Annotated in this window: 18 protein-coding genes; 12 read left to right on the top strand and 6 right to left on the bottom strand. The window is 60.8% G+C overall.

Features of this window, described 5'->3' with window-relative positions:
* Positions 1 to 244: 244 nt before the first annotated feature.
* The 4 genes from KHO31_RS22230 to KHO31_RS22215 all read right to left on the bottom strand — a co-directional run bounded on the left by KHO31_RS22230 (position 245) and on the right by KHO31_RS22215 (position 4,158).
* Positions 245 to 1,048 carry a lipid II flippase Amj family protein gene (locus tag KHO31_RS22230; protein ID WP_211624182.1) on the bottom strand — a complete coding sequence of 268 codons (804 nt, stop codon included), beginning with the start codon at positions 1,046 to 1,048 and terminating at the stop codon, positions 245 to 247.
* 43 nt (positions 1,049 to 1,091) lie between these two features.
* Positions 1,092 to 2,831, bottom strand: a complete 1,740-nt coding sequence (locus KHO31_RS22225) for a tetratricopeptide repeat protein (protein WP_201085279.1) — start codon at positions 2,829 to 2,831, stop codon at positions 1,092 to 1,094.
* A gap of 21 nt (positions 2,832 to 2,852) precedes the next feature.
* Positions 2,853 to 3,590 carry a BON domain-containing protein gene (locus tag KHO31_RS22220; protein ID WP_201085278.1) on the bottom strand — a complete coding sequence of 246 codons (738 nt, stop codon included), beginning with the start codon at positions 3,588 to 3,590 and terminating at the stop codon, positions 2,853 to 2,855.
* A gap of 82 nt (positions 3,591 to 3,672) precedes the next feature.
* A complete protein-coding gene (locus tag KHO31_RS22215) occupies positions 3,673 to 4,158 on the bottom strand; it encodes an aminoacyl-tRNA deacylase (protein ID WP_201073685.1) in 486 nt (161 codons plus the stop codon).
* 326 nt (positions 4,159 to 4,484) lie between these two features.
* Here KHO31_RS22215 and KHO31_RS22210 point away from each other — a divergent pair, with 326 nt between their 5' ends.
* From KHO31_RS22210 to KHO31_RS22200, 3 genes are all read left to right on the top strand, one after another.
* Positions 4,485 to 5,405 carry a LysR substrate-binding domain-containing protein gene (locus KHO31_RS22210; protein WP_211624181.1) on the top strand — a complete coding sequence of 307 codons (921 nt, stop codon included), beginning with the start codon at positions 4,485 to 4,487 and terminating at the stop codon, positions 5,403 to 5,405.
* A gap of 89 nt (positions 5,406 to 5,494) precedes the next feature.
* On the top strand, positions 5,495 to 6,601 hold the full coding sequence (aguA, locus tag KHO31_RS22205) for an agmatine deiminase (protein WP_201085277.1): 1,107 nt from the start codon (positions 5,495 to 5,497) through the stop codon (positions 6,599 to 6,601).
* 55 nt (positions 6,602 to 6,656) lie between these two features.
* Positions 6,657 to 7,727, top strand: a complete 1,071-nt coding sequence (locus KHO31_RS22200; protein WP_211624186.1) for a polyamine ABC transporter substrate-binding protein — start codon at positions 6,657 to 6,659, stop codon at positions 7,725 to 7,727.
* 121 nt (positions 7,728 to 7,848) lie between these two features.
* Here the strand turns inward: KHO31_RS22200 and KHO31_RS22195 are convergent, their stop codons facing one another.
* Positions 7,849 to 8,463, bottom strand: coding sequence for a TetR/AcrR family transcriptional regulator (locus tag KHO31_RS22195; protein ID WP_211624180.1), 615 nt, complete (start codon positions 8,461 to 8,463; stop codon positions 7,849 to 7,851).
* Positions 8,464 to 8,546: 83 nt separating this feature from the next.
* Between KHO31_RS22195 and KHO31_RS22190 the strand changes: the two genes are divergently transcribed.
* The 3 genes from KHO31_RS22190 to KHO31_RS22180 all read left to right on the top strand — a co-directional run bounded on the left by KHO31_RS22190 (position 8,547) and on the right by KHO31_RS22180 (position 12,198).
* A complete protein-coding gene (locus KHO31_RS22190; RefSeq protein WP_211624179.1) occupies positions 8,547 to 9,674 on the top strand; it encodes an MBL fold metallo-hydrolase in 1,128 nt (375 codons plus the stop codon).
* A 606-nt stretch (positions 9,675 to 10,280) separates the two neighbouring features.
* Entirely contained in the window at positions 10,281 to 10,934 is a 654-nt protein-coding gene (locus KHO31_RS22185; protein WP_201073928.1) for a peroxiredoxin, read from the top strand.
* 193 nt (positions 10,935 to 11,127) lie between these two features.
* Positions 11,128 to 12,198 carry a rhodanese-like domain-containing protein gene (locus tag KHO31_RS22180; RefSeq protein WP_201073930.1) on the top strand — a complete coding sequence of 357 codons (1,071 nt, stop codon included), beginning with the start codon at positions 11,128 to 11,130 and terminating at the stop codon, positions 12,196 to 12,198.
* Between the two features lie 311 nt (positions 12,199 to 12,509).
* Here the strand turns inward: KHO31_RS22180 and KHO31_RS22175 are convergent, their stop codons facing one another.
* On the bottom strand, positions 12,510 to 12,950 hold the full coding sequence (locus KHO31_RS22175) for a GNAT family N-acetyltransferase (RefSeq protein WP_201073693.1): 441 nt from the start codon (positions 12,948 to 12,950) through the stop codon (positions 12,510 to 12,512).
* A gap of 309 nt (positions 12,951 to 13,259) precedes the next feature.
* Here KHO31_RS22175 and KHO31_RS22170 point away from each other — a divergent pair, with 309 nt between their 5' ends.
* The 6 genes from KHO31_RS22170 (at position 13,260) to KHO31_RS22145 (ending at position 22,442) form a co-directional block, all read left to right on the top strand.
* Positions 13,260 to 14,765: an efflux transporter outer membrane subunit gene (locus KHO31_RS22170; RefSeq protein ID WP_201073695.1), complete on the top strand. Its 1,506-nt coding sequence runs from the start codon at positions 13,260 to 13,262 to the stop codon at positions 14,763 to 14,765.
* A gap of 107 nt (positions 14,766 to 14,872) precedes the next feature.
* Positions 14,873 to 16,024 carry an efflux RND transporter periplasmic adaptor subunit gene (locus KHO31_RS22165; protein ID WP_201073697.1) on the top strand — a complete coding sequence of 384 codons (1,152 nt, stop codon included), beginning with the start codon at positions 14,873 to 14,875 and terminating at the stop codon, positions 16,022 to 16,024.
* A 12-nt stretch (positions 16,025 to 16,036) separates the two neighbouring features.
* The gene (locus tag KHO31_RS22160) at positions 16,037 to 19,084 is read left to right on the top strand and encodes an efflux RND transporter permease subunit (protein ID WP_201073699.1); all 3,048 of its coding nucleotides are present in this window, start codon (positions 16,037 to 16,039) and stop codon (positions 19,082 to 19,084) included.
* Positions 19,085 to 19,111: 27 nt separating this feature from the next.
* The gene (locus tag KHO31_RS22155; protein WP_201073932.1) at positions 19,112 to 19,852 is read left to right on the top strand and encodes a hypothetical protein; all 741 of its coding nucleotides are present in this window, start codon (positions 19,112 to 19,114) and stop codon (positions 19,850 to 19,852) included.
* A gap of 192 nt (positions 19,853 to 20,044) precedes the next feature.
* A complete protein-coding gene (gene ppnP, locus KHO31_RS22150; RefSeq protein ID WP_201073701.1) occupies positions 20,045 to 20,365 on the top strand; it encodes a pyrimidine/purine nucleoside phosphorylase in 321 nt (106 codons plus the stop codon).
* Positions 20,366 to 20,753: 388 nt separating this feature from the next.
* Positions 20,754 to 22,442 carry a long-chain-fatty-acid--CoA ligase gene (locus tag KHO31_RS22145; RefSeq protein WP_201073702.1) on the top strand — a complete coding sequence of 563 codons (1,689 nt, stop codon included), beginning with the start codon at positions 20,754 to 20,756 and terminating at the stop codon, positions 22,440 to 22,442.
* The last annotated feature ends 385 nt before the right edge of the window (positions 22,443 to 22,827 follow it).

Genomic DNA, 22,827 nt, shown 5'->3' with positions numbered 1-22,827 from the left:
AGAGCGCCGACGACTACGAGGCGCTGCTACCCTGGAAGCTGGGCAAGCGGGAGCACGAAAAAAACGTCTAGGTCAAGTCTGCGGGAGGGACGTGCTTCGCTGATCGCTTACGGTTAAGGCGACTGAATTAAATCGGGCCGCCACTACAATGACGCTCGGCCCGCATGCTGACGGACAAGCGGCGACGAAAAAATCGCAAACGGCGCATCAGCCTCAATCATTCGCCTCCGTCGAATACCCTGCGCTAGATGAGCTCAGCGACACGAGCGATGATGAATGCCGCCGGCACGAGCACCGCCTGCGCACATAGTGTTCCGAGAACGCGCGCGCCCGCGAGCGTTGTCATAGCGCGCCGGAAGTTGTTTTCCGAAATCCGGCCTTCGACTACGTCGTCCGTCATCACTGAAACTTGCGGGTCGATGACGACTGCCAATACCACGGTCGCGAAGCCGTTGATAACCGACGATAGATTCGCACAGGTAACGCGCAAATCAGGCTTCAAGTATCCAGCATAAAGCGATGCAAAAACGCCGACCGTCCAGACCGCCATCGCGAGAACGTTCAGCCCTATAACGGTCCACGAAACGCCTGCGCCCGTTGCCAGTTGCGTGACGTTCTGCCGGGAAGGCAGCCGCGCCCCATCGCGAATGTAGTTGACGCCCCCGCGACTGAAGGTATGGAGCAGCAGACGTGGGATCGAGCGATTTGCCTGGAAGTGGTCGACCGCCCGGCTGAAATAACGTTGGAACGTGGGGATCAGAAATGCCCCGACGATGCTTGCCACGGTGGCGCTCAGCAAGAAGAGCCGAAAGTCACCGAGCAAACCACGCTCCATGTGACGAGCAATATCAAGCTCAACCCGCTTCGCTATGAATGGTCCCTGAAAGGAATTTGCCGTCCGGGAAACTAAGGCGATGATCCCGAATAGAGAAAACGACACGGCGATACGGCGTGTGCGAACACCGGCGATCCGCACGGCATAAGCCAGCGTGGCAATCACATGAATGACAAATGTAAGCGCACAGATGATCAAAAGCTGAGTGTCCATGCTGTCGCGGCGAGTTTGGCGAGAACACAGTCTACCGGAGGCGCTATGGCGTTTCCGTTGTGTCGAGAAGACGGGCGGCTTCACGCCTCGCCTGCTCCGCCTCACGCGGTCGTTGGGTCTGACTGAAGAGCGTATCCATGTTGCCGAGTGTCCGCGCTTCATCCTGACGGTAGGCCACGGGATTATCTCGCGACAGAGTCCGGTAAAGGTCCAGCGCGTTCCGGTAGGCGTCTTCTGCCTCGCGTGGACGCCCAGTGTGACTGTAAAGGACACCTAGATTGTTCAGCGTCCGCGCTTCGTCGGACTGATAGGTTATGGGGTATTCCCGGGCGAGCGCACGATAGATTTTCAACGCGTCCTGATAAGCCTTCTGCGCCTCCTTCGGCCGTTGCATGGCACGATAGAGCGCGCCAAGATTGGTGAGCGTGCGCGCTACGTCGGGGCGATAGCGTGCTGGACTCTCCCGGGCAAGCTGCTGCCGGATCGTTAGCGCTTCCTTGTAGGCATGCTCCGCTTCCTGGTGTCGCTGCATCGCGCTATAGAGGTTCCCGAGATTGTTGAGCGTCCGCGCGAGTGCCGGACGATACGCCGCGGGGTTGCCGCGCACCAGCGCCTGCTGGATGTTCAGCGCCTCGCGATACGCCTTCTCAGCATCGCTCGTGCGTTGCGCGGCGTCGTACAGGATGCCGAGGTCGTTAAGCGTTGTCGCGATATCCGGCTTGTAGGTCGTAGGGTCGCGATAAGCCAATGCACGATCGATGTCCAGTGCTTCGCGATACGCATCCGTGGCCTCCTGCAGGCGCTGTGTATCGCGATATAAGATACCGAGGTTGTCAAAAGTTTCTGCCACAGCGGGCCCGTAGGCCACAGGGTTCTGTCGCGCTAGCATCCAATAGATCTCCAGCGCCCGCAGATAGGCGACCTCCGCATCTTTGGGCCGTTGCAGCCCAACATAGAGGTTGCCAAGTTTCTCCTGCGTGCGCGCAATCTGCGGTTGGTAGGCAGCGGGCTTCCCCTGCGCAAGCACCTGATAACGCGACAACAACGTGTGGTAAATCGGTTCCGCACGTTCAAACTCGCGTTGCTCCTGCAACGTGTCGGCAAACACCGTCGCCATGTCGGCGTCTTCCGGTTGCAATGCGACGGCCTTCTCCAGATACGGCAGCGCATTCTGCGGCATGAAACGCAGTAACTCGATTTCGCCAGCCTGATAACAACGCGCCGCGAACATCTGCGCGGTCCCCTGGTTTTCCGCAAGCAGCCCGGTCATCCGTCTTGATGCACCATCCAGATCGACGTGATCGAGCGCTTCGTATATCTGCTGTTCAAGAGGACCGGAACTCCGTGCGATCGACGCTCGGCGCAGCAGATCCTCGTAACGTACGGCCCATTTTCGGGCTTCGGCTACCGGGTCCGCGTCGGGCCGCGCTCTCATTTGCTCGGCAAGGGTTTCTATTAGTGGTTCGATGTTGGTGAACGCGGTATCGGTCTTGCGCTCAATGCGGTCCGATTGTGCATAGACGGCATGCAGTATCACGTTGGCCGCTCTGGCGAGCGAGACGATCTGGGCGCTGGAGAGTTTGGCGCCCTTCACCGCGCCGCTCAACTTGGTGGTCATGCGGGTGAGGGCCCGGACAGGGAAGCCACAATCGGCCTGGACCTTGAAGCCGTCTTTGACATCGACCTCGGACAAGGCCGGCGAGCACGAACTGGCGTTCGCAGCCTGGCATCCCACGAACAATACGGCCACTGCCACGCCCGACAGAATCCTGCGCGCACTCATTTCCCGCGGCCTGTGCTCACATCAGGCGCGCACCTGGATACGATTGACGACGCCCCCAATAGCATCCAGACACCACGCGTCCTGTTCCGCCTGCCGTCTTTCGGCTTCGGTCGCCACCCAACCTGCTAGCGTGATCCTGAGGTTTTCCACCTTGATGGTGATCTGCTCGGCGCGCACGCGCAGATCGGTTTCGAGCACCAGGTGCAGCACCTCGGAAATTTCATCGTCGCCGTCCGCTTCGGCGGGCACCAACTCCAGCAAGTTCACGACATCGCGGCAACCGCCGACCCACCAGGCCGTCACACTCGCGAGGCGCCTGTGAGACAGACTGATCACTTGCCCCGTCAAGGTCACCACGCCGTCTTCGACCGTCACCTCGATGACGCCGCTTCCGTCGTTGCCCGCCTCATCCATGGTGCCGCGCAGCACTTCGAGCTGACCCTTGACGCGTGCACAGATCACACAGTTGCGGAAATCCACCGCCTGCGCCAGCCGTTCGCAGATATGTGTGCGCAACTCGCCATCGGCGACCGGCGGGTTGACAGCGACACGTAGCCGGTCGACCAGACGCTTGTCCTCGCTGTGTCTCCGGGCCAACTGAAGAAGGCGTTTCTTCGATGCGATATCCGGCACCTCGCCGGCCACGATCAAGGCACCGTCGTCGAAGTTCATATGAATGGGATGATTGTGGAGCTTCAGGTGTGATTCGCGTTCGAAGGCTGCCATTACCTGCTTCAGGACCGTATCGCTGCGTTGCATGATCTGCCTCGCGCAAAGGTTGGGCGACGCAGCGCGCTTTATGCCGCGCTGCGCAAACCAGGCCGCACCAGGCGGGCACCGATCACATTGGCATGCCCTGCATGCGACGGGCGAAGCGCGCCCGCTCGGCTCGGTCCATCAGATCCAGGAATTGATCCGTACCCATGTGAATCAGCTCTTCATGATCGCCGGCCTCGAAATAAACGTCCGGCTGCTGGGCGAGACTCTCGTCAAGGTAGGTTTGCATGCCATAGGCCGTGCATACCGGCGGAAGCGCGCCCGCGTCGCAATCCTTGAACAGCTCCCGCAGATCGGTTTCTTTGGCTAGCAGGAGATGGCGTCCGGTCTTTGCCCACAGCTCGGACAATCTCACGGCGTAGGTCGATGGCAGCACAGCCGCCACATAACCGTGTTCGTCTTCAAAAAGCACTGTCTTGGCGAGGCGATCGCCGGGTATATGCGCTGCCGCCGCGGTTTCGACGCTGGAATGGCTGTACGGATGATGCACGATTTCGTACTGCGAGCCCTTGCTGCGCAGGCAGTCCTGGAGCGTGGCTGACATTGACATGACGCACCTCCGCTTGAAGGAAGGAAACAGGAGATTACTCTTCGCAAGACTCTTTAAGAATAGTTCGCTTTCGCTCGCGCGTGAAAAACATGCGGACGGCAGCGCTGTGACTGCGCTGGCGCAACAACGAATGGGACGATTACCCCGTGTGGCGCACGGGTCCGTTCTCGCCAATAATGGCGCCATATCCACTCCCGGACGACGGCGGCCATGCGTTACAGCCCCGATTCCATACGTACCGTCGCGCTGGCTGGAGATGCCCCAGCCTCCGGCCGTAGCAAACCGCGATCAACCGCTGCCACAACGGATTCATCCGATACCAATCTATGCGGAAACTGCCTTCACTCAGCGCGCTTCGGGCCTTTGAGGCTGCTGCGCGACATCGTCATTTCGGCAGAGCCGCCGATGAGCTGTGCGTGACGCATAGCGCCATCAGCCATCAGGTGCGCTCGCTGGAAGGGGTGCTTAAAGTCACGCTGTTTGAAAAGCAAGGGCGGCAGGTTAACTTGACCGATGCGGGCCTGCGGTTGCTGCATTCGGTCCAGCAGGCACTCGACATGATGGCCGAAGCGTGCAGCGACGCCGCACACCCGGGCATGCGCGGGTCACTGAAAATCTCTGCACCGGCCGAGCTGGCGCATCGCTTTTTCCCCCGGGTGATCGGCGAGTTCTCCCAACGCTACCCAGGCCTCACCGTCCATCTCCTGGTACACGACAGCGACTCGAACGAAATCAACCCGGGTGCGGACATCACGATCCTGTATTCGATGGGCGACACCGATTGGACCCGCTACTGGGCTGTGCCGTTTCGCGCCATTGATTTTTTCCCGGTATGCCATCCGAGTCTGCTGGAGGGTGAGGAGAGCTTGCAAAGCCCGGCAGACCTCGTGCGCTTCTGTCTGCTGCACGATGACCAGGACGGCAAGACCTGGGCAACGTGGCTCGGCACCCATGCCGCCGCGCTGCCCGCTCCGGCGCGCAATCTGCACTTCGCCCATTCCGGCATCGCCATCGAAGCGGCGCTGCAAAAGGTCGGCGTCTGCCTGGCGGATACGCTGACCGCAGGTGACGAGCTGAAAAGCGGCCGCTTGATTCGCCCATTCGCCGTCTCGGTTCCTTCGCCCGGCAACTACTACCTGGTTGCCGAACGGCGTAAACAGACCGAGGCCCGGCTCGCGGCATTCATGCAGTTTGCCGGCCTCGCGCAGTATTTATGTGAAATCAATTCACCGATTCCAGAGAATTGATCATTAGTTCGCAAAAAAAACTCAGCCTACGATGGTGCCATTGATGCCGGCCTCCTGCCGGCACGCCTCCCAACCCATGGAGTGGCTATATGGCACGTACTCTCACCACGCTTCCCCGCAACGACGGTTTTCGATGCCCCGGCGAATTCGAACCCAAGGCAGGCTGCTGGCTCGGCTGGCCTGAACGGCCCGACGTCTGGCGCAACGGTGGCAAGCCGGCGCAGAAGGTATGGGTGGATATCGCTACCGCGATTGCCGAGAGTGATCCTGTCACCGTCTGTGCGTCGTCGCGCCAATACGCGAACGCCCGCGCCATGTTGCCGCCGCCTATCCGTGTGCTCGAAATGACGGTGAACGACTCGTGGTTCCGCGATAGCGGCCCGGCCTGGTTGCTCAATGATCACGGCGAGGTCCGCGGCGTCGATTTTCCGTTCAATGCCTATGGCGGGTTGAACGGCGGCCTCTACTTTCCGTGGGACATGGACGACCAGATCGCCGCCAAGATTCTCGAAGCTGAACGCGCCCAGCGCTACCGGGCGCCGATCATCGCCGAGATGGGCGGGATCCAGTGCGACGGCGAAGGTACGGTGCTCACGACCGAGCAGTGTCTGCTCAATGTCAATCGCAATGCCCATCTGGGCAAGGAAGCCGTGACCCAGCACCTCCTCGATTACCTGGGCGCGCGCAAGGTCATCTGGTTGCCGCGTGGGTGCAAATTCGACGAGACCGACGGCCATATCGACGATCTGGCCTGCTTTGTACGCCCGGGCGAAGTGGTGATGCAGTGGACGGACGACGCCGACGATCCTCAATACGAGATTTACCAGGAGGCCTACGCCATCCTGAGCAGCACGACCGATGCAAAGGGGCGCCCGCTGAAAATTCACAAGATGCTGGCGCCGGACGTACTCGTCTGGACTGCAGAAGAAGCCGCCGGGCTCGATCATGGCGACGCGGCGATCGCGCGGGTAGCGGGGACCCGGATCTGCGCGTCATACATCAACTACTACGTCGGCAACGGTGTTGTCGTCGTGCCCGAGTTTGGCGACGTGAACGATCTGCCCGCACAGCAACTGCTGGCCGAACTGTTCCCACACCATCGGATCATCGGCATTCCTGATACACGCGAAATTCTGCTCGGCGGCGGAAACATCGCCTGTATCACGTCGCCGCAGTATGCCGCGCAAACGCGTTGAGGGGAGCAAACCACGTCATCAGGAGAGAGCCATGAACAATACGCTATACAGAGCTATGGTTTGCTGCCTGCTGGGCACCAGCAGCATCGCAATGGGCGCAGGTCCGGTCCTTAGCGTCTACAACTGGTCCGACTACATCGGCGATAAAACGGTCGAACAGTTCGAGGCGGCAGCGGGCATCAAGGTGAAATACGACGTCTACGATAGCAACGATACCTTGCAAACCAAACTGCTTGCCGGCGGCACCGGTTACGACATCGTCGTGCCGTCCGCCAATTTTCTGGCAAAACAGATCGACGCCGGCATCTATGAAAAGCTCGACAAGTCCAGGTTGCCTAACCTCGTCAATCTGGACAAATCCATCATGGCGATGGTGCAAAGCGCTGATCCGGGCACCCAGTACGCCATTCCATGGGCCTGGGTGACGATCGGCCTGGGGATGAACGTCGACACGGTGAAGGCCGCGCTCGGCAACGACGCCGAGCTCGACAGTTGGAGCCTGCTATTCGACCCCAAGAATCTGGCCAAGCTGAAGCAATGCGGCGTCTCGGTGCTCGACGAACCCACCGACGTGCTTCCCGAGGTCTTGCACTATCTGCACAAAGACCCCGGCAGCACGAATCCCGCAGACTACCAGGCCGCATTCGAGGTACTCAAACAGATCCGCCCATACATCACCCAATTCAACTCGTCCGGCTATATCAACGACCTGGCCAACAATGACGTCTGCCTCGCGCTGGGCTATTCGGGCGACGTGAACATTGCGAAGCATCGTGCGCTTGAAGCTCACAAGAGTTACGCGATCAGCTACGTCATTCCTAAAAGCGGGGCGCCCGTCGGCTTCGACATGATGGCCATACCCAAGGATGCGTCCAATCCAGACGCCGCCCTCGCGTGGATCAATTTCATCGAGAAACCGGAGATCAACGCCGAGATCACCAACAAGGTTTTTTATCCGACTGCTAATCTGGCGGCGAGGAAATACGTCAAGCCAGAGCTTGCGAACGACCCGACAATCTACCCTCCGGAATCGGTGATGAAGACCTTGTTCCCGCTCAAGCCATTGCCCGTTGAGATTCTTCGCCTGGAACACCGTCTCTGGGCAAAGTTGAAGTCGGGCATTTAGGGAGGTTTTCTTCTTTGGACTCTGGGCGTGCTAGCCGGCTCGTGCCTGCCAGCCATCATCAGAAGTCGACGCCCAGAGACATTCAACTTGATAAGAGGCCCTCTCATTAGTCACCAATACCTCATGCATAGCGCGCAAGAAACATATCCGCAGCAGATTCCGCGACTCGCCTTTGTTCATCCACGCTGAGGGGAGGCTGGCCCATCGTCACCTGCGGCCAGAAAGCAAGCGCTTTTACCAGGCCCTGCAACTGCTGCGAGGCAAACATGGGGTCCGACGTCTTGAGGCGGCCATCGGCAGCGGCTGCGCGAATCCACACCGTCAAGTCTTCTTCGCGCTCACCCATGCGGGCCACCATATCGCGCGCGCGCTCCGGCGAATGAATGCCTGCCGCGATCGCCACGCGCGCGAGGGACAGAAACGCCTCGTCATTCAACAAAGCCAACTTTTTCAACAGAAGCTGCAGCAATTGCGTACGCAACGGATGCACGGCGGAATAAGCAGGCGCCTCTCCCGTGTCACTCGACTCCCATAACTGCCGCAGGATTGCCGCGAACAGCGCTTCCTTGCTTGGAAAATGGTTGTAAACCGTACGCTTCGAGACGCTCGCGCGTGCCGCGATACGGTCCATGCTGGTCGCGTCAAAGCCGGCCGCGAGAAATTCTTCGATGGCGGCCCCAATGACGGCGGCGCGCTTGCGGTCAGTCAGACGGAGAGGGGTATCACTGGTGTCCATCGTTAAATTTTACACCGGGTAGTTTACTTTTCTCAAAAATAAACTACACTCGACAGTCTACTTTTAGCATCGAGGTGGTTTGCATGACATCGTTCACCGGTTCTATTCGCCGCGCCTTAGGCCTGACGGCAGCGCGACGCGGGCGTGAATTGTTCGACACGTCGGCTCAGCATGACGGTGAGCGCTTTCGTAACGTCAAACCGCGCCCTGTCGAAGGCATCGGCAAGGTCCTGAGCATCACATGGAATATATTGTTCAAAAAACCGGACGGCACAGCGCCGGCGGGCCCCCTGCCCGTCGATGCCCTGTCGCGGGAACAGCTCGACGCCGCGCCTGACCGGAGCCTGTTTCGCCTCGGGCATTCGACCATGCTGCTCAAACTGCGTGGTCAGTTCTGGTTGACCGACCCGGTTTTCGCCGAACGTGCATCGCCGTTCCGGCGGTTCGGTCCGAAACGCTTTCATGCCCCGCCCATTGCGCTCGAAAACTTGCCGCCGCTTCGCGGCGTGATTCTGTCGCACGACCACTACGACCATCTGGACCGCGAGACCGTGCTGGCACTCGCGTCCAGGACGGGCGTGTTTCTGACGCCGCTGGGTGTCGGCGACCGCCTGATCGAGTGGGGTGTCGACGCCTCGAAGGTGCACCAGTTCGACTGGTGGCAGAGCGTTGAGATCGACGGCCTCGCGTTCACGGCAACACCGGCGCAGCATTTCTCCGGCCGCAGCCTCTTTGACGGCAACAGCACCTTGTGGGCCTCGTGGGTCATCGTCGATGACGCGCTGCGTGTGTTCTTCAGCGGCGACACGGGCTACTTCGACGGATTCAGGACCATCGGCGAGCGGCTGGGTCCGTTCGACGTGACGCTGCTCGAAACCGGCGCCTACGATGCCCAATGGCCGTACGTACATATGCAGCCGGACGAGACCGTCCAGGCCCACATCGATCTGCGCGGCCGCTGGCTGGTGCCCGTTCACAACGGCACGTTCGATCTGGCGATGCATCGCTGGCAGGAACCGTACGAGCGCGTGGTCGGGCTCACCGCCGCGCGTGGCATCTCGCTTGCGACGCCCCGCATGGGTGAGCGGCTGGATCTGGGCGCGCCGCACCGTGGCGTGAAATGGTGGCGCGAGGTTGAGGAGCGTGCGCAGAAGCCGGTGACGTCGCGGCGCTGGTTCTCCTGCCGTCATACCCGGCAAGCAAATTCGTGAGGATAACGATTGACGCTAACTGAAGCGTCAAAGTTTCCCAGACGTGGCCGCAATTGAAAACCCTTCACGGATTGCCGTGAAACGCGCGGCGCAGGATTCTCCGGCGCCCTGCCCCATACCCCCAAACGGCACAAGTGATCGACCTGGCCAATCGTCAATGCTGAAGCGATGCCTCGGTGGCGGCGCAATGATCAGGCATAGGGTTAATTCCAGGCTTGTTGCAGCGCATCGAACGGTCACGGGCCGGAGCGACAAGTTTGCGTGCTGGCCGAGGCAAAATGACAGTCTGCCTCCTCCGACGGCTGGCGAACTTCCCGCCACAACGACGGATTGCCGCTACTAGCTGGCCACTGCGGAAGTCTTTTTTGTTCTACCCTATAGGTGCGGCCTGCAGCGCATCCGGAAGTTTGTTCGTCTCACAGTTGTTGGACAGAATTTCTGAATCCGCCGCACCCGCATACGGTCCTACCGCGCGATACGGTTCAACGAGCCTGAGGTTATTCTCAAGTCAAACCAACCGCGCGACCCAATACCCAGGCAGCCCGGTACCGTCCCTCCGGCATCGGCACCTGCCTCCCGCATGCACCCGCCCTATGGAGAATGATGATGTCGATTCGACTAGGAGAAGAAGCTCCGGATTTCACTGCCGAAACCACCGAAGGGCCGATCCATTTTCACGAATGGATCGGAGACCAATGGGTAATCCTGTTTTCTCATCCGAAGGATTTCACGCCTGTTTGCACCACGGAGCTCGGATACCTGGCGGGTCTCAAGCCGGAATTCGATAAGCGCAATACGAAAGTTATCGGACTCAGCATCGATCCCGTCAGCGACCACAAGGAGTGGGTCAAGGATATTGCAGAGACGCAAGGACACGCGATCAACTACCCATTGATCGGCGATCCGGACCTGACGGTCGCGAAGCTCTATGACATGATTCATCCCGAAGCGAGCGGCGGCCCGCGCACCGCGGTGGACAACGCGACCGTACGCGCGGTGTTTATCATCGGGCCGGATAAGAAGGTCAAAGCCACGCTCGTCTATCCGATGAGCGCAGGCCGCAATTTCGACGAAGTGATCCGTCTGCTCGACGCGCTACAGCTCAATGCGAAACACACGGTGGCAACCCCGGTAAACTGGAAGCCCGGCGAGGACGTCATCATTCCGACATCCGTTTCAAACGACGCCGCAATGCAAAAATATCCACAGGGTTTTAAAACTGTGAAGCCTTACCTGCGCTACGTTGCGCAACCGAAGTAAAGCTCGCATTGACCGAAGCAGCGGGCGCCTGACAGATCGAAGTCCGGCGCCCGATACGTGTCCGGGTGCAGCCATGTGCCCGGCCCTTTGAATAAGCACCGGCCAATTCGACTGCCTGCAGGACGGTTTGGCGAAACCCCGTGTGTCTGTATCCTTTGGCGCTCGCAGAAGCGGGCCGTGGAGCAAAATTGTGTTGATTTTCCGGCAACTGTTCGATCAACAATCGTCTACTTACACTTATCTCCTTGCCGATAGTGCAACACGAGAAGCTGTGCTGATCGATCCGGTTTTCGAGCAGGTACGCCGTGATGCGGCTCTGATCGGCGAGCTTGGACTACATCTGCTTTACACGATCGACACGCACGTCCATGCCGATCACGTGACCGGTGCGTGGATGCTGAATCGCCGCACAGGCAGCCAGATTGCGATATCGGCCGCGAGCGGCGCCGAAGGCGCGGACCGCTATCTGAACCATGGCGACAGGTGTGCGTTCGGCACACGGTATCTGACAGTACGCGCGACACCGGGCCATACGGATGGATGCATCACGCTCGTACTCGATAACGAAACCATGGCCTTTACCGGCGATTGTCTGTTGATCAGAGGCACGGGCCGAACGGATTTCCAGCGCGGCGACGCGCACGCCATGTTCCGCGCCGTGCACAACCACATTTTTACGTTGCCCGAGGCATGTCTGCTTTACCCGGCCCACGACTATCGCGGCTTGACGGTCACGAGCGTGGGCGAGGAGCGGCGCTTCAATCCACGCCTTGGCGGTGAACTGTGTGAAGACGATTTCGCCGGATACATGACGAACCTGCACCTGCCGCATCCAAAGCAGATCGACGTAGCGGTGCCTGCGAACCTGAAGTGCGGCCTGGCGCCGAGCGACCCGGCGCAGATGACGGAGCCCGATTGGGCACCGCTCACGTGTACCTTTGCGGGCATCTGGGAAATCAATTCGCAATGGCTCGAAGAGAATCTGCGAGCGGTCGAGATCGTCGACGTGCGCGAGCCCGACGAGTTCAACGGACCGCTCGGGCGCATCCCCGCAGCCAGGCTCATTTCATTGGGCGAGCTGGCCGGTCGCGCCGCTGAACTCACGAAGGAACGCCCGATTGTGACGGTCTGCCGGGCCGGCGGGCGGTCGGCACAAGCCACGGCCGTGTTGCGGCAAGCCGGATTCGAGCGGGTTGCCAACCTTGCCGGCGGGATGCTCCGCTGGCGGGCAGAAGGCCGCGTCGTCGAAAATGGCAGCATGTAGCAATATCGTCGACTGACGGCGAACCGTCACCCGCCCGGTGCCCGCTCTGGCCGAGTGGCTGCCTGATCAAAAAGGCGCCCGTCAAAGGCTCGCACTCGCCTCCGACATCTTCAGCCATGTCCTGAAAGCCACGACGTTAGAGCGGTCCCGGCAACACGGCCCTCGCGACCGCTGGCGGCCGCTACGGCGTGGCCGGTTCGATTCCATTCTCCGCCGGCTTCGATCAGCACGTGCGTTGCAGATTCAGGGACGCGTGTTCGGCATCTGCATGATCCTTGTGGCGGCCTATGTCGCCTTCACTTGTTCTGCTTCTACGACGGCGAGAGGACTTTTTTCATCGACGGCGCAGAATGGAACGCGTAATTCTGTCGCTCATAAAAGGGAACGGCATCCGGCCGCGCGTCGAGAAACACTGCGGTCATATCGCGAGCACGCGCGTCGGCTTCCGCATATTCCATCATGGCGCGTCCCGCACCGCTTCCTCGTGTTGCCGCATCGACGACGAGGTCGTCGATGTGCAAGTGTGCCCCGCGCGCCAACGTGTGGACCGGCCTCATCCCCATCACGCCGATAAGCTTGCTGTCCTGAAAGGCGCCGACAAGCTCGTAGCCGGAATGCGATTGCCGCCTCGCTCGCTTCAGAAACTCGGCTTGATCAAGCGACCGCAACTGAGCAATGACAGGAAAGGCCAGCGCCCATTCTGCCGGGGAGAGCCTGCGGATGTCCAAGCTGCTGCTGTGATTTTCAGCCATAAGTGCATTCCGACCTCGTTGGGAAGATTTCGATTCTTGCACAGAGTTCGGCCACTGCGTCTTTCGGCGTCCCGGGCAGCCGACGATCCGCTTCGACCATCGCGGGCTCCAGCTCAGATGATTGGGACGGCTTAAACTACGTGATCTCGTGCGCCACGCGCGGCGATCGTCCGTGCTAGGCTACGCGCAGATATCGTCCAGCATGAAAAATTCCGGCGTCAGGCCAGGAAACATCGAATGTTCGGGTGGCCGGAATATCCGCGTCCGCTCCCTCGTTTAACCTGAACGCAGGCGATATAAGGTGGATAGATGATCGACCTTGACCAGCGTATCGTCCTGCGGCGGCGCCTATGCGTCGCACTTTGCGGCTGCGCCGCAATGGCCGGCTGCATGGTCGGCCCCGACTACCACTCACCCGCCGCGCCAGCTACCGACACCTACACCGCCTCGCCGCTGCCCGAGCAGACAGCCTCCGCGCCGGGGGCCGCCGGTTTGCCGCAGCGCTTTGTCCCTGCACAAGACATTCCCGCCGCCTGGTGGGCGCTCTTTCATTGCGAGCCACTCGATACACTGATCCATCAGGCCGTCGTCAACAGCCCGAACATCGCCGCGGCGCGCGCCGCATTGCGACAGGCTCGTGAAAATTTCTCGGCGCAAGCCGGCGGCACCCTTCTACCCAGCGTCGACGCGCAACTCGGCGCAACACGCGAAAAATTGAACGGCATCTCGTTCGGCGAGCCCGGCGTCGTCGATGAGTTCAATCTCTACAACGCATCAGTCAACGTGTCGTACAAACTCGACGTGTTCGGCGGTGCGCGACGCGAACTCGAAGCGCTGCACGCGCAAATCGACTACCAGAGCTTCCAGTTGCAGGCCGCCTATCTCGCGATCTCAGCCAACATCGTGACCGCAGCGGTCAAGGAAGCATCGCTGCGCGCACAGATCGAGGCGACCGAGCGCATCGCAGCCGAAGAAGATGAGCAGTTGGGCTTACTCGGCAAACAGTTCGAACTGGGCGGCGTGAGCCGCACGACGGTGCTCGCGCAACAGACCTTGTTGGCGCAGACCCGCGCGACGCTGCCGCCGCTGCAACAACAGCTCGACCAGGTGCGCCACCAGCTCGCTGTGCTGGCCGGCAAACTTCCCAGCGATGCCACCTTGCCCGAATTCCGGCTCGACATGTTTTCGTTGCCCGAGGCGCTGCCGGTGAGCCTGCCGTCGGCGCTGGTGCGGCAACGTCCTGACATCCTCGCCGCCGATGCCGTGCTGCATCAGGCCAGCGCGCAAATCGGCGTGGCGACCGCGGCGATGTACCCGCAGATCACACTGTCCGCGAGCTACGGCGCCGAAGCGCTGACACCGGCCCAGGTATTCAAGGCCGGCAGCACGATCTGGAGCCTGGGCGCCGGCCTGCTGCAGCCGGTCTTCCACGGTGGACAACTGAGTGCGCAGAAACGCGCCGCCGAGGCCGCGTACGAACAGGCCGACGCGCAATACCGTGAGACGGTGCTGCTGGCCTTCCAGAACGTGGCGGACTCGCTGCGCGCGCTCGATCACGACGCGACCGGCCTGAAAGCGCAGACAGACGCGTGGCGGGCCGCAAGCGATTCACTTGAGCTGACGCGCGGGCAATACCGCGTCGGCGGAGTGAGTTACCTGTCGCTTCTCGACGCCCAACGCCAGTACCAGCAAACGGTGGTGAGCCTCGTTCAGGCACAGGCATCCCGCTACGCCGACACCGCGGCCCTCTTCCAGGCGCTCGGCGGCGGCTGGTGGAACACCGCTGCGCCGGCCGCCGCCGCAACGGCGCAATGACATAGCCGGACAGGACACTCGCCGTACCGCTCTTTGCAACACGCGCTGTCAGAAACGAAGGAACGCAACGTCCAGCGCTTCGCCCAATGCCGTGCAAGGACATGACGATGAACGAAAGAAAACCGATGACGAAGCGGATGTCGATCATGCTGATCTGCGTCGGCCTGCTGCTGGCCGCACTCGTCGGCTTCAATCTGTTCCGCGCGCACATGTTCGCAAAGTTCATGGCTGGCAATTCGGCGCCACCTGCCACCGTCTCGGCGGTGGTCGCCGGCTATCAGTCGTGGCAGCCGCAGCTCGCCGCGGTCGGCAGCCTGCGCGCCGTGCGCGGCGTGGACGTGACCACCGAAGTCGCGGGCCTCGTGCGCGAAGTCGCGTTCCGTTCGGGGCAGGAAGTGAAAACCAACCAGATTCTCGTCCGGCTCAACGACGACGCCGACGTGGCGCTGCTCCATTCGTTAGAGGCAGCGGCAGAACTCGCGCAGACCGTCTACAAGCGCGATCAGGCGCAGTACGACATCAAGGCGATTGCCAAGGCGCAACTCGACGCGGACGCCGCCGATCTGAAGGGCAAGGTGGCACAAGTTGCAGGACAGGCCGCGCTGGTCGAAAAGAAAACCATCCGCGCGCCGTTTGCAGGGCGCCTCGGGATCACCACGGTCAACCCGGGGCAGTACATCAACCCGGGCGATGCGATCGTGACGCTGCAAGCGATCGATCCGATCTACGCCGATTTCTACCTTCCACAGCAGCAGCTCGGTCAGCTCGCGATCGGCCAGAGCATCGTGGTCGACACCAATGCATACAGCGGGCAAACCTTCGTGGGCAAGGTCCAGTCGATCAGCCCGAAAGTCGATAGCGCCACGCGCAACGTGCAGATCGAAGCCAGCGTGGACAACCACGAGCAAAAGCTGCTGCCGGGCATGTATGCGAACGTGAAGATCGACGCCGGCACCGAACAACGCCATCTGACGCTGCCGCAAACGGCTATCACCTATAACCCCTATGGCGCCACCGTCTTCCTCGTCAAACCGGGCACGCAACCGAACGCGCAGGGCAAAACGCTGCCGGTCGCACAGCAGGTGTTCGTCACGCCAGGCCCGACGCGCGGCGATCAGGTCGCGATCCTGAAGGGCGTCGACGCCGGTGCACAGGTCGTGACGAGCGGGCAGCTCAAGCTCAAGAACGGCACGCCCCTTGTCATCGACAATCGTGTGCAGCCCGCGAACAGTCCGAACCCGGCGCCTCAGGAACAGTAGAGAGACAGCGCGATGAACTTCACCGATCTCTTCATCCGGCGGCCCGTGCTTGCGTCGGTCGTCAGCCTGCTGATTCTCGTGCTTGGACTGCGCTCGCTTGCTGCTCTGAAAGTCAGCCAGTATCCTCAGACCGAAAACGCCGTCGTGACGATCAGCACGGCTTACTACGGAGCGAATGCCGACACCATCGCCGGTTTCATCACGCAGCCGCTCGAGGCCGCGATCGCCCAGGCGCAAGGTATCGACTACCTGTCGTCAACGAGCAGCACCGGTGTGTCGACCATTACCGCGACGCTGCGCCTGAACTATGACGCGAACCGCGCACTGACCGAGATCAACACGCAGATCCAGTCCGTGCGCAACCAGTTGCCGCCACAGGCGCAGCAGCCGGTGCTGACGGTGCAGGTCGGGCAGACCACCGACGCCATGTACATGGGCTTTTACAGCGACGTGCTGCCGAGCAACAACGTCACGGACTACCTGCTGCGTGTCATCAAGCCCAAGCTTGATTCGATCGAAGGCGTGCAGACGGCCGAAATTCTCGGCGGGCGGCAGTTCGCGTTGCGTGCGTGGCTTGATTCGACGCGGCTCGCCGCGCACGGCGTGACGGCGAGCGACGTCTTCACGGCGCTCGGCAACAACAACTACCTCGCGACGCTCGGCACGACGAAAGGGCAAATGGTCAGCGTCGACCTGAACGCGGGCACCGACCTGCATACGGTCGACGACTTCAAGCAACTTGTCGTCAAACAGAAGAACGGCGCGATCGTACGCCTCGAAGACGTCGCGAACGTTGTGCTCGGCGCCGACAGCTACGACTTCAACGTCGCGTTCAGCGGCAAGCGTTCCGTGTTCATCGGCATCAAGGTGGCGCCTGACGCCAACATCCTCGATGTCGCCAAACGCGTCAAAGCCGTCTTTCCCGGGCTGCAGAAGCAGTTCCCGACCGGCATGACGGGGGATATCGTTTATGACGCGACCGATTTCGTCAACACCGCGATCGTCGAAGTCATCAAGACGCTCGTCGAGGCGCTCCTGATTGTCACTGCGGTCATCTTCCTGTTTCTCGGCAGCTTCCGCGCGGTCATCGTTCCGTTGATCGCGATGCCGTTGTCGCTCATCGGCACGTTCTTCGTGATGCAATTGCTCGGCTATTCGATCAATCTGCTAACGCTGCTGGCGCTTGTGCTCGCGATCGGGCTTGTCGTGGACGATGCGATTATCGTCGTCGAAAACGTCGATCGCCACATGAAGGAGGAAGGCAAGGCGCCCTTCGACGCCGCGCTGATCGCCGCGCGCGAACTCGGCGGACCGATCCTCGCGATGACCGTCGTGCTGATCGCCGTGTATTCGCCGATCGGTTTTCAGGGCGGCCTGACGGGCGCCCTCTTCACCGAGTTCGCATTCTCGCTCGCCGGCGCGGTGACGGTGTCCGGCGTGATCGCGCTGACGTTGTCGCCGATGATGTGCTCGCTCTTCTTCCGCGCGGAGCAGGAGTCCGGCCGCTTCGCGCGCTTCGTCGACCGCCAGTTCGAACGTGTCCATCGCGGCTACCGCCGTTTGTTGCATGCAACGCTCGACACGTGGCCCGTGTTCACCGTGATGGGCGCGCTGCTGCTCGGCGGCGCGGTCTACCTGTTCATGACCTCGAAATCGGAGCTGGCGCCGCAGGAAGATCAGGGGATCGTGCTTTCGCAGATCCAGGGTCCGCCCAATGCGACCATCCAGCAGATGCAGATGTACGCGGACCAGGTATTCGCCATCTCCAAAGCGTTGCCCGAATACTCGCAGATGTTCCAGCTCACCGGTGCGCCGACGCTCAACCAGGGGATCGGCGGCGTGCTGTTCAAGACGTGGGACCAGCGCAGCAAAGGCGCGACCGTGCTGCAGCAGGAGTTGCAGCAGAAATGGAATCAGATTGCCGGCGCACGCGTCGCGGCGTTCCAGTTTCCACCGCTGCCGGGCTCGCAGGGGCTGCCGGTGCAGTTCGTGATCAGCACGACCGAGCCTTTCGAGAATCTCAACGAGGTGTCACAGGCGGTCCTGCAGAAAGCGCGGGAGAGTGGGATGTTCTTTTTCGTCGACAGCGATCTGAAGCTCGATAAGCCTGAAGCCACGCTCATCGTCGATCGCGACAAGGTCGCCTCGCTCGGGCTCTCGCAGAGCGACGTCGGGCAAGCGCTCGGTTCGGCGCTGGGGGGTGGCTATGTCAACTACTTCTCGATCGCCGGACGCTCGTACAAGGTTATTCCGCAGGTGTTGCAAACCGACCGTCTGAATCCATCGCAAGTGCTTGATTATTACCTGCGCACGCCGGACGGCAGTGTCATTCCAGCGTCGACGATTGCGCATATCGAACACAACGTCGTACCGGAATCGATCAACCACTTCCAGCAGCTCAACTCAGCGACGATCTCAGGCGTGATCGTACCCGGGGTGTCGCAAGGCGAAGTGCTCGATTTTCTGCGCAAGGCGACCGCACAGGTGGCGCCTGCGGGCTATTCGGCGGACTACTCGGGGCAGTCGCGGCAGTTCGTGCAGGAGTCCGGCGGTTTCGTCATCACGCTGCTGTTCGCGACGATCATCGTGTTCCTCGCACTCGCGGCACAATTCGAAAGTTTCCGCGATCCGATCGTGATCCTGATCTCGGTACCGATGGCGCTCTTCGGTGCGCTCATCTTCATCAACATCGGCTTGTCGACGCTGAACATCTACACGCAGGTCGGGCTCGTCACGCTGATGGGACTCGTCAGCAAGCATGGCATCCTGATCGTCCAGTTCGCCAACGAGTTGCAGCGTGCCGGCAAATCGAAGCGCGAAGCGCTGGAGGAAGCGGCGAGCGTGCGGTTGCGTCCGATTCTGATGACGACCGCGGCAATGGTGTTCGGCGTCGTGCCACTCGTGGTCGCCTCCGGTGCTGGCGCGGCGGGCCGCAATGCGATGGGGCTCGTGATCTTCACGGGGCTGTCGATCGGCACTCTCTGTACGTTATTCGTGGTGCCTGCGATGTATATGTTCCTCGCCGCCGATCACCATCGCGAAGCGAGAGCGCCTAGGTGATCCATTGGAATCGTTACAATGGCCCGGATGAATCAGTCCCCTCAACTGCATCGCGTGTCAGACATGCTGACCTCCTACTTCTGGAGTGGCGACACCATCCGCAGCCGCCGTGTGAGCGACACCGTGCTAACAGGAACGCTCGACGTGCCTGTGCCGCCCGTGCGTTTGCTGGCAGATTGGGAAAGGGAGATATCGTCGAACCTGGTCCTGGAGCCCGGGGACGTCGAGGTCATGCCGTTGGCGCGAGCGCGCGCACGCTGGCCGGACTACACGCGCTGCGTGCAGGCAGTGTCCAATTGGACCGGCGCACTTGGACTGCCTGAGGTGCTTGCCTCCAGTGACGTGGCCCTCATGGCGTGCCGCGGCGCGAGATATCACCATGACGGCGAGCAATATGGCAGTGCGGCCTTTTGCAATCTCTTCCTGAGCGAGGACAGGGGTCTGGATTTGCACTTCCCCTCTTTGGGTCTTCGCATTCCTCTGACCCGGGGAACGGCTGTGATATTCGATACTGGCCAGCCTCACGGTGTCATTCAGCGTGGCAGCAGCGGTTTTAATGCGGCCGACTTCGCGCCGGACCAGGATTACGTCCAGATATTCCTGACCTGGGAGCTTCCCATCGAAGATGCCCATGTTGGACACGCCCTGAACGTCGCCTTCGATATCGCCCCTTCGACGTCGTCCCAACTGGATGCAGAGCAAGTCCGGCTGAACGGTGAACAGGTCATTGTGTGCCCGGAGACGGGTCGTTGGCGACCGGTTGACTAAACGTCAACGTCACATCGCGGCATAGCCCTGACAGGCACGAGGGTCACCGCCTGGCGCCGCCGCCCGCCTGTATGATGGCGGGCTTGCGCACGACCGAAAGCTCGCGCAGGCGGGTCAGCACAGATCGCACACCGCCCGCTGCCGCTACGCGGCGCAACGCATCCATTCACGATGACCCAGAGGAAGACCGCCATGACGGCCGCAACGCAATTCGATCAAGTTTCCGTTATCAAACGAGCCAACGTCTACTTCGACGGCAAGTGTGTCTCGCACACCGTTCTTTTCGCCGACGGCACGCGCAAGACGCTTGGCGTGATCCTGCCCGGCGCGCTCAACTTCGGCACCGACGCGCCGGAACTCATGGAGGTGCAAGCCGGCCAATGCCGCATCCGCCTTGAAGGCAGCGACGAGTGGAAGACGTACGGCGCGGGCGAGTCGTTCTCGGTGCCCGGCAAGAGCCGCTTCGATATCGACGTAATCGAAACGCTCGACTACGTCTGCAGCTATCTGTAAAGACCGACGGACGGGCGCAGGGCGCCCGTCCTCTGCCTGGCGTCACGCGCAGACTCCAACCTGGTTGATCGGAGTCTGATCGTGCGAGCAATCCAGTAGTCATTCGCATGCCCGGCCTGCCATTCATACGACAATTGCGCTGCTGATCGTCGTTTCAGCCTGATACCTCCGCCCTCGCCATGCGCTCGCAAACCAGCCGCCGACGCCGACACTGTGGCGTATGGAGAGTCTCAGGCGTACTAAGCTTAATGCGGAATTGATCGCACAAGTGAAGCGTTACTACGCCCCCGGTTTGACTCGTCATACAAAACAGATGCCACATCAAAGGCACCGGCTGAACGGCATCGACCGTTGAAGAGAACCGAAGCGGACCATATAGGAGGCAGACGTGAACTATTCGCCATACTGGCCCGACGGCCTTGCGCATCACCTGTCTTCGCCACAGCCTTCGCTGTACGAAAATCTCGAAACCTCTGCCAGCCGACATCCCTCAAAGGTCGCGCTTCACTACTACGGCGGAGCATTGAGTTACGCGCAATTGCGGCAAGAAGTCGAGGCGCTGGCAGGTTTTCTGCAGCGTCAATGCGGTGTAGTGAGTGGCGATCGCGTCGCGCTGTATATGCAGAACAGTCCGCAATACGTTATCGGCTACTACGCAATCTTGCGAGCCAATGCCGTGGTTGTGCCGGTGAATCCGATGAACACGACTGCCGAACTTCGGCACATTATTGAGGACTGCGGTGCCAGGATCGCTCTGCTGGGTGAGGAGGTCTACGAGAATGCACGGCCCCTCCTCGGCGATGCGATCAGCCATGCGATCGTGGCGCGCTATGCCGACTATCTTGCTGACAGCACTGACCTGCCGCTGCCGGCCGTGGTGACTGCGGCCGTCCCCGACCTCGATGCCCACCCCGAGTTCTCTGCAACTAGCGCGCCGAGATCCGTGCGTTGGCGCGCCGCGCTTGCGGCCGCTGAGCAACCGTCGCCGTACGTCGCATCACCCGAGGACCTCGCGGTCATTCCGTACACGTCGGGCACCACCGCTGCCCCCAAGGGATGCATGCACACCAATCGCAGTGCGGCGCACGTCGTCGCGGCTTCTCTGCAATGGTGTGACTTGTCGCCTGACTCGGCCGTCTTGTGCGCGATGCCGCTGTTTCATGTCACCGGCATGCAGCAAGCCATGAATGCGGCGATCGCTCTTGGTTCGACCATGGTTGTGATGACACGATGGGACAGCCGGTGTGCCGCTCTGCTGATTGAGCGCTATCGCGTCGGGTTCTGGATTGCCATATCGACCATGATGGTCGACTTCATGAGCCTGCCCGATCTTGAGCGTTTCGACTTGAGTTCCATTGAGCGCCTGGCCGGCGGTGGCGCCGCCATGCCGAAGGCATTGGCAGAACGCATTGAGGCCCGTTTCGGCGTCCCCTACATGGAGGGCTACGGTTTGTCCGAGACCATCTCGGCGACTCATATCAATCCACCCCAGCGCTGCAAGCTGCAGTGTCTGGGCATACCGATACAGGATACCGAATCAATTGTGGTCGATCCCACTACGCTCGAAGTGCTCGGTCCACAGGTTACCGGTGAGATTCTGATCAGTGGCCCGCAAGTGTTCAAGGGTTACTGGGGACGCACCGATGCCACGCGCGATGCCTTCGTCGAGATCGATGGGATTCGTTATCTGCGCACTGGCGACCTCGGCTACATCGACGAGGACGGATATTTCTTTTTCGTCGACCGGCTAAAACGAATGATTAATGTGTCCGGTTATAAGGTATCGCCTGCTGAAGTCGAGACTTTGCTGTTTGGACACCCTGCGATTCAGGAAGCCTGTGTTGTCGCCGTACGCGACGCGCGCAGTGGCCAGGCCGTGAAGGCATTCGTTGTCGTACGCGCTGGCGCCGACGTGTCAGCCCAGCAGATCACTGAATGGGCGCACGAGCATATGGCCTCGTACAAGGTACCCAGGATCGTCGAATTCGTCACTGCGCTGCCCCGAACAGGTAGCGGAAAGGTTCAATGGCGACTGCTGCAGGAGCGGGAAAATGCGTCCCCCTCACTCGCCGGCTAAGCAACGAACTTCTTCGCAGCCTCCTACTCAAGATTGGTGGCACCGGTAAACGCAGCTGGATGTCGATTCCCCTGCGAGGCTGCTTGCAACAATCGTCGCCGACCGCGGTTGCGGGGAATCACAGCCAGACGGTGACGCGAACGAACGGCCGCTCGCGAGCGCCGCGCCATAAAAAAGTCCTTGCAGATATCTGCATTGTCAGATAATGTTGCATCAGAAATTATTGGCAACGAACCACTCCGTGAACGCCGCCCACCCACGCCGCCCCCCAGCGCGGGCAGCCGGGCAGATTTCCCGGAGGAATGGCGTTGTATTTTTTTGCCCAAATAGCTGACATGTCAGATACTTCCGACTGCCGGCGAGCGGGTAGCTGACCTCTGGATCA

The sequence above is a fragment of the Paraburkholderia domus genome (assembly GCF_905220705.1).
Classification (GTDB): Bacteria; Pseudomonadota; Gammaproteobacteria; order Burkholderiales; family Burkholderiaceae; genus Paraburkholderia; species Paraburkholderia domus.
Note: the sequence above shows the minus strand (reverse complement) of the source record. Positions and strands in the feature narration are given on the sequence as shown.

Excerpts from the sequence above, each read along its gene's own strand:
- KHO31_RS22230 (WP_211624182.1), bottom strand. The coding sequence starts at position 1,048 with ATGGACACTCAGCTTTTGATCATCTGTGCGCTTACATTTGTCATTCAT.
- KHO31_RS22225 (WP_201085279.1), bottom strand. The coding sequence starts at position 2,831 with ATGAGTGCGCGCAGGATTCTGTCGGGCGTGGCAGTGGCCGTATTGTTC.
- KHO31_RS22220 (WP_201085278.1), bottom strand. The coding sequence starts at position 3,590 with ATGCAACGCAGCGATACGGTCCTGAAGCAGGTAATGGCAGCCTTCGAA.
- KHO31_RS22215 (WP_201073685.1), bottom strand. The coding sequence starts at position 4,158 with ATGTCAATGTCAGCCACGCTCCAGGACTGCCTGCGCAGCAAGGGCTCG.
- KHO31_RS22210 (WP_211624181.1), top strand. The coding sequence starts at position 4,485 with ATGCGGAAACTGCCTTCACTCAGCGCGCTTCGGGCCTTTGAGGCTGCT.
- aguA (WP_201085277.1), top strand. The coding sequence starts at position 5,495 with ATGGCACGTACTCTCACCACGCTTCCCCGCAACGACGGTTTTCGATGC.
- KHO31_RS22200 (WP_211624186.1), top strand. The coding sequence starts at position 6,657 with ATGGTTTGCTGCCTGCTGGGCACCAGCAGCATCGCAATGGGCGCAGGT.
- KHO31_RS22195 (WP_211624180.1), bottom strand. The coding sequence starts at position 8,463 with ATGGACACCAGTGATACCCCTCTCCGTCTGACTGACCGCAAGCGCGCC.
- KHO31_RS22190 (WP_211624179.1), top strand. The coding sequence starts at position 8,547 with ATGACATCGTTCACCGGTTCTATTCGCCGCGCCTTAGGCCTGACGGCA.
- KHO31_RS22185 (WP_201073928.1), top strand. The coding sequence starts at position 10,281 with ATGTCGATTCGACTAGGAGAAGAAGCTCCGGATTTCACTGCCGAAACC.
- KHO31_RS22175 (WP_201073693.1), bottom strand. The coding sequence starts at position 12,950 with ATGGCTGAAAATCACAGCAGCAGCTTGGACATCCGCAGGCTCTCCCCG.
- KHO31_RS22170 (WP_201073695.1), top strand. The coding sequence starts at position 13,260 with ATGATCGACCTTGACCAGCGTATCGTCCTGCGGCGGCGCCTATGCGTC.
- KHO31_RS22165 (WP_201073697.1), top strand. The coding sequence starts at position 14,873 with ATGAACGAAAGAAAACCGATGACGAAGCGGATGTCGATCATGCTGATC.
- KHO31_RS22160 (WP_201073699.1), top strand. The coding sequence starts at position 16,037 with ATGAACTTCACCGATCTCTTCATCCGGCGGCCCGTGCTTGCGTCGGTC.
- KHO31_RS22155 (WP_201073932.1), top strand. The coding sequence starts at position 19,112 with ATGAATCAGTCCCCTCAACTGCATCGCGTGTCAGACATGCTGACCTCC.
- ppnP (WP_201073701.1), top strand. The coding sequence starts at position 20,045 with ATGACGGCCGCAACGCAATTCGATCAAGTTTCCGTTATCAAACGAGCC.